The sequence below is a fragment of the Acidimicrobiales bacterium genome (assembly GCA_035533095.1).
GTDB lineage: Bacteria > Actinomycetota > Acidimicrobiia > Acidimicrobiales > Palsa-688 > DATLUM01.
On record DATLUM010000063.1, the window covers coordinates 1 to 9211 of the forward strand.

The following is a 9211-nucleotide window of genomic DNA, read 5'->3' on the forward strand; positions in this document are numbered from 1 at the left end:
GACGGCTTCCATGTACACGGCGTCCACGTCCGGACGCTCCTCGCGGTCGACCTTGATGCACACGAACCCGTCGTTCATCACTTTGGCGGTGGCGTCGTCCTCAAACGACTCGTGCGCCATGACGTGGCACCAGTGGCAGGCGCTGTACCCGATCGACAGTAGGACCGGGACATTCCGCTCGCGCGCGGCGGCGAAAGCCTCGTCCGACCAGGGGTACCAGGCCACCGGGTTGCCGGCGTGCTGCCTGAGGTAAGGGCTGCTCTCGCCTGCGAGGCGGTTGGTCGCGGGCGTCCCGGGTGGCATGCCCCCAACCTACCGGCGCGCGATCTCGTCCCCGCCGGCGGGAATCGCAGTGGCCGATAGGGTAGGACGCATAGGTGAGCGGACAGGCAGCGACGATCGACACAGGTAGGGCTTCAGAAGACAGCTGGGGTTACCGAGAGACTGACGTGGCCACCGCTGTTGTGCTTGACCCTCCAGCGGAAACCACCACGAGCACGATCTGGCACAAGATGGTCCGCCTGATCGTTGGGGCGCTCCCCGCGATGACGATCGCAACCGTCATCCCGCTGTGTCTCTTCTACGGCGTGTCAGCCGTCGCCGGCCTGCAGGGCGGCATCGTCGCTTCGCTCGCGTGGGCCTACCTGATGCTCGGGCGCCAGATCATCCGTTCACGGCGCATGTCGGGGCTACTCACGATCACGGCGTTCACCCTGACGGTGCGCTGCATCACCTGGGTGGTCCACCAGTCGGCGTTCACGTTCTTCGCCGTGCCGGTGTTCGAGACGATCGGAATGTCGTTGCTGTTCGTCGTCACGCTGGCGCTGGGCCGCCCACTGCTCGTGAGCCTTGCTCGCGACTTCGTTCCTTCGGTGGGTGATCACCTCGCGCACTCGGATCACAAGAAGCTTGTGCGGGACCTGTCTTGCCTCTGGGGCGCCGTGTACCTCGGGTCGGCGACCAGCACGGCGGTTCTGCTCAGGACGCAGGACCTGCACCTGTTCCTCCTGCTTCACCAGATGTCGGGTTGGGTGTGGACGGGTAGTGGCCTGCTGGTCACCTTCTTCTACGCCCGCCGGCACGCGCAGGGGCTCATGACCATCGCGACCTCGGGCATGCGTGTAGCAGCCGCTTAGTCGCCGTGCGCGCCGAGGTGCGCCAGCAACAGCTCTGATACCGGGCCGGCCGCGCCGCTCGGCAACCAGTGCGACTCGCCGGGGAGAACCTCGAACCGGTACGGGCCTTCGACGTAGCGGGCGGTCAACTCGGCGGCCTTCCTGGTCAGGAAGCCGTCGCCGTCGCCCCACACGTACAACGTCGGGACCTTCACTGCCGGCGCCGGATCGCGCGACCCGAACGCCAGTCCCCGGTACCAGTTGATCGGGCCGGTCATGGCACCCGGCTCTGCGACGCGCGACGCGTAGCGCTGAGCCGACTCCGGGTCGAGACCGGAGCGCACCAGCGACTGGGCCAAGCGCGCGCTCCCGCCGGATCGCAACGCGAGCTCCGGCAGGCCGGGGATCTGGAAAAAGACCATGTACCACGAGTGCAGGATCTGCGAACTGCTCAGCATCGACGCGAGGAAGGCCCGGGGGTGGGGCGTGGACAGCGACGTCAACGTCCTCACGCGCGACGGATGCCGGGCCGCCACATCCCACGCCACCGCGCCGCCCCAGTCGTGGCCGACGACGTCGAAGCGCTCGACGCCGGCGGCATCCGCCAGCGCGATCACGTCGCCGGTCAACTCCGGTACCGCGTACGAGCGGCGGCCGCTCGGTCGCGCCCGCGGCGAGTAGCCGCGCTGGTCGGGGGCGAGCACGCGATAGCCGGCGCCGGCCAGCCGTTGTCCGACCGCGTCCCAGCAGTGATGATCCTCGGGGAAGCCGTGGAGCAGGATGACGGCTCGACCCTCGACCGGCCCCGTGTCCGCGACGTCGAACGTGAGCGGACCGCGCGCGTACTCCGTGATTCGCGGGGACATCTTTTCCCGAAGGTCAGTCGTAGACCAGGACGCCCCGGATGTTCTTGCCGTCGCGCATGTCCTGGTACCCCTGGTTGATGTCGCCGAGCTTGTAGCGGTTGGTGACCATCCCCTCGAGGTCCAGCTGCCCGAGCTGGTACAGGCGCAGCAGGTGCGGGATGTCGTAGCGAATGTTGGCGGACCCGAAGATCGTTCCGACGATCTGCTTCTCCATCAAGGTCAGGTCGCAGAGGTTGAGGGTGACGTCGTTCTCCGCCATCGGGTGGATGTTGGTCACGACGACCCGGCCGTGCTTGGCGGTCAGGCCCATGACCGAAGCGATCAGGTTGCCGCGGCCGACCCCCATAGCGCAGATGACCTTGTCGCACATGCGACCCCAGGTCTCCTGCTGGATCGGCCCGAAGGCTTCCTCGATCGAGTTGTAGAAGTGTGTCGCGCCGAACCGCCGCGCAGGCTCTTCCTTGCCGGCGACGATGTCGATGGCGAAGATCCGCTCGGCTCCGGCGAGGCGCGCCCCCTGGATGGCAGCCGCGCCGATGCCGCCGACGCCGATGACCGCGACGTTGTCACCGGGCTGCACATCCGCCGCGTAGACAGAAGAACCCCAACCGGTGGTCACGCCGCAGCCGACGAGGCAGGCCAGCTCGAGCGGCACGTCGTCGGGGATCTTCACGCACGACATCTGGTTGGCGACCGTGTACTTGCCGAACGTCCCGAGGCAGACCATCACGTTCAGGTCCTGCCCCCGCGCGTGGTGGCGGGAGGTCCCGTCGAGCTGCAGGCCCACGAGGAGCGCGGCGCCGTTGTCGCAGAGGTTCGACCGGCCCCGCGCGCAAGACGGGCAGTGCCCGCAAGCGGGGATGAAGCCGAACACCACGTGATCGCCTTGCTTCAGGTCCGTGACACCCGGGCCGACCTCCTCGACGACGCCGGCACCCTCGTGCCCGCCGATTATGGGGTAGATGCCCCCGAGGTCTCCGGTGACCAGATGCTCGTCGGAGTGGCACATGCCCGACGCGGCGAGCCTGACGAGGACCTCGCCTTCCTTGGGCTTGTCGAGCTCGATCGGCTCGACGTTCCATTCGGTGTTCTGTCCCCAAAGGACGGCGGCTTCGGTCTGCATGGTCGGTTTCCCCTGTTCAGGTGGCTATGGGCGAAACCCTAGCGAGCCGCCCGGCCGACCGCCTCCTCGATCCGGTCGCACACGTCGGAGGTCAGCTGAGCCATGACGGCGAGGGCGCCCATGTTCTCCCGGATCTGCGCGACGCGGCTCGCCCCGGTGATGACGCTCGAAACGTGAGGGTTCGTCGCGCACCAGGCGATCGCAAGCTGGGCAGGAGTGCAACCGAGCTCGCCGGCGATGGTGGCGAGGCGGGCCACCGCCTCGTTGTGCGCTCCGCTCGTCAGCGCGTCGCGCAGCCACTCGTAACCGGGCAAGCTCGCCCGGCTGCCTTCCGGCACCCCTCCGCGGTACTTGCCCGTCAGCAGCCCCGAGGCCAGCGGGCTCCACGTGGTCAGCCCGAGCCCGATGTCGTCGTAGAGCCGCTGGTACTCATGCTCGACCCGAGCGCGGTTGAACAGGTTGTACTGCGGCTGTTCCACCACCGGCTTGTGAAGGTGATGTCGCTCCGCGATCTCCCATGCCGCGCGGATCTCGTCGGCCGGCCACTCCGACGTTCCCCAGTAGAGAGCCCGGCCGGTGGAGACCATGTCGCTCATGGCCCAGACGGTCTCCTCGAGCGGAGTGGCCGGGTCGTTGCGGTGGCAGTACACCAGGTCGACGAAGTCCAGACCGAAGCGTTCCAGGCTCCCGTCGATGGCCTGCATCAGGTACTTGCGGTTGAGCGTGTTGCGCATGTTCGGCTCGTCGTGCAGGCCCCAGAACAGCTTCGTCGACACCACGTAGCTGTGCCGCTGCCATCCGAGCATCGAGATCGCCTTGCCCATGATCCGCTCGGATTCGCCGCCGGCGTAGGACTCCGCGTTGTCGAAGAAGTTGACGCCGGCTTGGCGCGCGGCGTCGAGGCACTCGGCTGCAAGGTCTTCGTTGAGCTGCGGACCGAACGTCACCCAGGATCCGAGTGAGAGGACGCTCACCTCGAGGCCGGAGGATCCCAGCCTGCGGTATTCCATGCCGTCGGAGTCGGTGCTGTCGGGGTCGCTGGCGGTCACCATGGCGCCAAGCTAGGGGCCGGTGAGGAGGTCGCGTCTCACCTTGCCGATCGCGGTCTTAGGCAACGAATCGACGATCACCATTTCCTTTGGTGCGGCGAACGGTGCCACCGTCTCGGCGACCAGAGCCCGCAACTCGTCCAGTGCCGGCGGCTCGGCGGTCTCGGCGGGTACCACCCATGCGACCACGCGCTGCCCCCACTCCGGGTCGGGCCGTCCTGCTACGGCGACCTCCGCCACCTTCGGGTGTGACGCGATGGCGGCCTCGACGGGCGCCGGCCAGACGTTCTCCCCGCCGGTGATTATCAGGTCCCCTATACGTCCCGCGACCAGCAGCCGGCCGCCGGCGTCGAAGCTGCCGGCGTCGCCGGTAGCGAACCAACCGGCGGTGTCGAGGGGGACCGTCCCGTCCCTGTAGGCGCGCAGCAGCATCGGCCCGCGCAGCCTGATCTCACCAGTTGGGTTCTCGGCTGTCGGGTCGACGTCGACTTCCACGCCGTCGAGCGGGATGCCGTCGTAGACCACGCCGCTGCCGGTCTCGGTCATGCCGTAGGTGGTCACCACGTTCGCGGGCAGGTCTGCCGGCGGAGCCGACCCGCCGAGGACGACGGTGTGGAAGAGGTCCGCGCTGACTCGTCGGAGCGCCGTCGCGACGAGCGAGACGAACACGTCGCGCCCAGCGGCCGCGACGACCTCGTCCTTGTCGAACCCTGGCAGCACCGTCAAGAAAGTGCCGGTGAGAAGGCTGCGCGTCACGACCGAGAGCCCGCCGACGTGGCTCAGCGGCAGGCAGGCCAGCCACCGGTGACTGCCGGGGTCGACGCCGAGCCTCGTGCTGGTGGCGACAGCGGATGCCTTCACCGCGTCGTGGGTGAGCACCACTCCCTTTGGGGCTCCCGTCGTACCGCTCGTCGCCATCACGAGAGCGTCACCGGATTCCACCGGCTCTCCTTGTCGCAGGCGTGAGCGGCCGCCGGCGGTAACCACCCAGGACGGCCGCATCGCGTCGAGGATCCGGGCCTTGACCGCGTCCGGGAGGCGCTGGTCGACGGGGAGGATCGCGTCGCCGCTGTCCCAGGCCCGTCGAAGTTCCGCGACGAACCCCTCACCGCCCGGCATGTCGATTGCGACCAGCTCTCGCACGACCAGTAGTTTGCCAACCGGCATGCAGCCACCCGCCGCCACCGCCAAACCGCCCCGCCATCCCTGGGTCGCCGGCGCCAGGCCGCGCACGCTGCCGGCCTCGGCGGTGCCGGTCGCGGTCGGTACCGCAGTAGCTGGCGCGCAAGGCAATGTCATCTGGTGGCGTGCGGCCGCCGCCCTGATCGTCGCGGTCGCCCTTCAGGTCGCGACCAACTACGCCAACGACTACAGCGACGGCGTTCGCGGCACCGACGCGGACCGCGTCGGCCCCGTCCGCCTGGTGGCTTCGGGCATCGCTTCGCCGGCGTCGGTCAAGCGGGCGGCGTACGCGGCGTTCGGTGTCGCCGGCGCGGCCGGGTTGGCGCTCGCCGCCGCCGCCGGATGGTGGCTCCTGGCCGTCGGGGTGGCTTGCATGGCCGCCGGTTGGCTCTACACCGGCGGCCCGCGCCCCTACGGGTACGCGGGCCTGGGCGAGGCGTTCGTGTTCGTCTTCTTCGGCCTGGTCGCGACGGCGGGCACCGCGTACGTGCAGCTCGGTCGGGTCACCGGTCTTGCCGCCGCGGCCGGCGTCGCGGTGGGGCTGCTCGCTGTCGCGATGCTCGTCGTCAACAACCTGCGCGACATCCGCGGGGACGAGCTCGCCGGCAAGCGAACTCTCGCTGTCCGGATAGGACCCGTCTGGACCCGCCGGCTCTACGCCGGCGCCGTCCTCGCGCCCTTCGCCGTCAGCGCGGCCCTCTCGGTGTCGACACCGTTCGCGCCCCTGGCGTTGCTCGCCCTGCCGCTCGCCGTCGCTCCCGTCCGGCGGGTTCTGTCAGGGGAGGAGGGCATGGGCCTGATAGCGGTTCTCGGCGCCACCGGGAAGCTGCAGCTCGCGTTCGGCGCGCTGCTCACTGCCGGCATCGCGATCAGTGGTGTCTAACCTCGCAGGAACCCTCTGACGGCGGTCGTGAACTCTTCCGGCCTCTCGAGGTGGCAGGCATGGCCTGCGCCGGCGACGAGATGCAGGCAAGCGTTCGGCCCGATCGTCGACACCAGGCGTCTGGCGATGGCCACGTACTTCTCGTCGAGAGCCCCGGCCATCACCAGCACCGGCATCTCCAAAGACGGGATCGCGTCCCACAGCGGCTCCTGCGAGCCCGTCCCGGCGAGGCGCAGGCTCGACGCCAGCCCGGCGGCTGTGGCGTGCGAGACGCGCTCTTCGACCCGTGCCACCTCGGGTGGCAGCGTGGCGAACAGCGGCTGCTCGACCCACCACGCCAGGAAGCTCTCCAAGCCCTCGGACTCCACCCTCTCCGCCAGTGCCGTGTCCGACCGACGCCGGGCCGCCCGCTCTTGCGGGTCGTCGATTCCCCCCGTCGAGCTCACGACGATCAGCCGGCTGACCGCCTCGGGGTGCCTCAAAGCTGCGTGAAGCGCGAAGCGACCTCCCATGGAGTAGCCGACCCATGCCGCCGGCGCCGGGACGGACGCGACCATCAGGTCGGCGCCCTCGGCCAGACCCGCCTCGATCCGCGCTGACCCGCCGTGGCCTGGCGCGTCGACGGCGACGAGGCGGTTGCCCTCTTCCAAGGGCTCGACGAGAGGCCACCACGAGCCCGCCGACTGGGTGAACCCGTGGACGAGCACCACCGGCGGCCCGTCGCCTCGCTCCACGGTGTTCAGCACGCGATGATCCTTCCATGAACCCGCCCGACGTCCAGGCCGCGTTCTGCGCGGTTCTGGTCGATGAGTGGGCCCGAGCCGGTGTGAGCGATGCGGTCGTGGCCCCCGGCTCGCGGTCGACGCCCCTGGTCGTCGCGCTCGACGCGGACCCCCGGATCCGCGTCCACGTCGTGCTCGACGAGCGCTCCGCCGGATTCATGGCGCTGGGCATCGGGCTCGCCACGGGCCGTCCCGCCGTTGTCGCCACGACGTCGGGGACCGCGGCAGTGGAGCTGCACCCGGCGGTTGTCGAGGCCCACCAGGCGGGTGTGCCGCTGATCGCCGCCACGGCCGACCGCCCGCCGGAGTTGCACCATGTGGGGGCCCCACAGACGGTGGAGCAGGACGGCTTGTTCGCCGGCGCTGTGCGCTGGGCGGTGTCGCCCGGCGTCGCGGATCGGGGCGCCGCGGCCTCTTGGCGGTCGGTCGCGTCTCGCGTTGTGGCCGAGGCGGTCGCCGGTCGAGGCGGCCCGGGACCGGTGCACGTGAACCTCGCGTTCCGGGAGCCGCTTCTCGGCGACGCGTCGGTTGTGGACCTACCACCGGGCCGGCCAGAGGGGGCGCCCTGGCACACAGCCACCCGCATCGAAGCGCGGCCGGCGCCGGCGCTGGCTCCGGCTCCGGCTCCGGCTCCGGCTCCGGCTCCGGCTCCGGGGGACCTCGTCGCGCTGCTTGCATCGCACGCCGGCGGGAGGGGGCTGGTGGTGGCGGGGGCGGGCTGCGGGGATCCGTCGCGACTGACGGCTGCCGCCGGCGCGTTGGGGTGGCCCGTCCTGGCCGACCCGCGGTCGGGCTGCCGGTGCGCAGGCGACGGGGTTGGGGGGGTGGTGGCGTCGGCCGACGCGCTGCTCAGAGTCCCCTCGATAGCGAACGGTTGGGTGCCCGAGATCGTGGTTCGCGCCGGGGCGCCGTGGGCGTCGAAAGTGGTGTCACAGTGGATCGCGTCATTGCCGGCCGGAGTCACCCAGGTGCTCTGCGACCCGGCGTCGCGCTGGCTCGATCCCGAGCGGACCGCCTCCCACGCCGTGGCTGTGACGGGCTCGGAGTTGCTCAGCGCCGCGGCGTCGGCCGCCTCGGCCTCGACCGTCTCGGCCTCGGCGGTCTCGGCCTCGGCCGGCTCAGGGCCGGTCGGGGGGTCGCCGTGGCTGCGCCAGTGGGTCGGCGCGGAAGCGTCCGCACAGGAGGCGCTCGAGTCGTTGCTCGGCGCTGGCGGGGCGCTCGAGCTGAGCGAGCCGGCCATTGCAAGAGCGCTGGCTGGGGGTGCACCGCCGGGCACCCTCCTGGTCGTGTCGTCCTCGATGCCGATCCGGGACATCGAGTGGTTCGCTCCATCACTGCAGAGCGCGGAGGTCCTGTCGAACCGTGGGGCCAACGGCATCGACGGGGTCCTGTCGACCGCGATCGGGGCCGCCGCCGGCGTCTCCCGGCCCGTCGTGGCGCTGCTCGGAGACCTCGCCTTCCTCTACGACGCCGGCGGCCTCCTGTGGGCCGGCGCGCGTGACCTGTCCTTGACGGTGGTCGTCGTGGACAACGGGGGAGGGGGGATCTTCTCGTTCCTTCCCCAAGCTCACACCTTGGCGCCGGAGCGGTTCGAGCGGTACTGGGGCACTCCGCACGGGGTCGACCTGCTGGCCGTCGCCGGGGCGTACGGCGTCGAAACGTCGCGGGTCGAGTCGCGCGCCGACCTCGATCGCGTGATCGCCGGCGTCGGCAAGCCCGGCGTCTCGGTGGCGGTCGTGAGATCAGACCGCGCGGCGAACGTCGCGCACCATGAGCGCCTCAACGCGGCCGTCGCCGAGGCGATCGCCGGCGCCGGTGGCGCCTGACAGGCCGGTCTGGTTTCCGTCGGGGGCGGGCCTAGATACGCGGTTTTTGTGGGACATCTGCGTTTTGAGGGGCAGAGCCGTCATCTGACGACGTATCTGTCCCGCAAAACGGCTGTGTCCCGCAAAACGGCTGTGTCCCGCAAAAGGCTGTGTCCCGCAAGAGGCTGTGTCCCGCAAGAGGCTGTGTCCCGCAAGAGGCTGGGGGCCATCCCCACCTCCAACGGCGCGAACCTCTTCAGGGCCGCACGAGCGCGGCGAGCAACGCCTGCAGCTTCAGCTGCGTCTCCGCCAGCTCCTCGTCGGGGTCGGATCCGGCCACGACGCCGTTCCCCGCGTAGATACGGGCCCGCGCCCCGCTGACCTCCGCGCAGCGGATCCCGAGGGC

Annotated in this window: 9 protein-coding genes; 3 read left to right on the forward strand and 6 right to left on the reverse strand. The window is 70.3% G+C overall.

What is annotated here, in order from left to right; translation table 11 throughout:
• The coding region (locus tag VNF71_08180; protein ID HVA74528.1) for a DUF255 domain-containing protein at positions 1–303 on the reverse strand (303 nt) is incomplete at its 3' end.
• 74 nt (positions 304–377) lie between these two features.
• On the opposite strand from VNF71_08180, the gene VNF71_08185 reads away from it, so the two are divergent.
• The gene (locus VNF71_08185; GenBank protein ID HVA74529.1) at positions 378–1136 is read left to right on the forward strand and encodes a VC0807 family protein; all 759 of its coding nucleotides are present in this window, start codon (positions 378–380) and stop codon (positions 1134–1136) included.
• Here VNF71_08185 and VNF71_08190 read toward each other — a convergent pair.
• The 4 genes from VNF71_08190 to VNF71_08205 are packed head-to-tail and all read right to left on the reverse strand — an operon-like array spanning position 1133 to position 5296.
• Positions 1133–1981, reverse strand: coding sequence for an alpha/beta fold hydrolase (locus VNF71_08190; GenBank protein HVA74530.1), 849 nt, complete (start codon positions 1979–1981; stop codon positions 1133–1135). The genes VNF71_08185 and VNF71_08190 overlap by 4 nt on opposite strands.
• Before the next feature lie 13 nt (positions 1982–1994).
• Positions 1995–3104, reverse strand: coding sequence for an NDMA-dependent alcohol dehydrogenase (locus tag VNF71_08195; protein HVA74531.1), 1110 nt, complete (start codon positions 3102–3104; stop codon positions 1995–1997).
• Between the two features lie 38 nt (positions 3105–3142).
• Positions 3143–4156 (reverse strand): aldo/keto reductase, encoded by a 1014-nt coding sequence (locus VNF71_08200; protein HVA74532.1) that lies wholly within the window; start codon positions 4154–4156, stop codon positions 3143–3145.
• Positions 4157–4165: 9 nt separating this feature from the next.
• A complete protein-coding gene (locus VNF71_08205; protein HVA74533.1) occupies positions 4166–5296 on the reverse strand; it encodes an AMP-binding protein in 1131 nt (376 codons plus the stop codon).
• Between the two features lie 22 nt (positions 5297–5318).
• On the opposite strand from VNF71_08205, the gene VNF71_08210 reads away from it, so the two are divergent.
• Positions 5319–6218, forward strand: a complete 900-nt coding sequence (locus VNF71_08210; protein HVA74534.1) for a 1,4-dihydroxy-2-naphthoate polyprenyltransferase — start codon at positions 5319–5321, stop codon at positions 6216–6218.
• Here the strand turns inward: VNF71_08210 and VNF71_08215 are convergent.
• Positions 6215–6964 carry an alpha/beta fold hydrolase gene (locus tag VNF71_08215; GenBank protein ID HVA74535.1) on the reverse strand — a complete coding sequence of 250 codons (750 nt, stop codon included), beginning with the start codon at positions 6962–6964 and terminating at the stop codon, positions 6215–6217. The two genes, VNF71_08210 and VNF71_08215, sit on opposite strands and share 4 nt — an antisense overlap.
• A 14-nt stretch (positions 6965–6978) precedes the next feature.
• On the opposite strand from VNF71_08215, the gene menD reads away from it, so the two are divergent.
• Complete coding sequence (menD, locus tag VNF71_08220; GenBank protein HVA74536.1) at positions 6979–8826, forward strand: 2-succinyl-5-enolpyruvyl-6-hydroxy-3-cyclohexene-1-carboxylic-acid synthase; 1848 nt, start codon at positions 6979–6981, stop codon at positions 8824–8826.
• The last annotated feature ends 385 nt before the right edge of the window (positions 8827–9211 follow it).

What these genes read in the sequence shown, in the direction of transcription:
- menD (HVA74536.1), top strand. Translation starts at nt 6,979, where the DNA reads ATGAACCCGCCCGACGTCCAGGCCGCGTTCTGCGCGGTTCTGGTCGAT.
- VNF71_08200 (HVA74532.1), bottom strand. Translation starts at nt 4,156, where the DNA reads ATGGTGACCGCCAGCGACCCCGACAGCACCGACTCCGACGGCATGGAA.
- VNF71_08195 (HVA74531.1), bottom strand. Translation starts at nt 3,104, where the DNA reads ATGCAGACCGAAGCCGCCGTCCTTTGGGGACAGAACACCGAATGGAAC.
- VNF71_08210 (HVA74534.1), top strand. Translation starts at nt 5,319, where the DNA reads ATGCAGCCACCCGCCGCCACCGCCAAACCGCCCCGCCATCCCTGGGTC.
- VNF71_08190 (HVA74530.1), bottom strand. Translation starts at nt 1,981, where the DNA reads ATGTCCCCGCGAATCACGGAGTACGCGCGCGGTCCGCTCACGTTCGAC.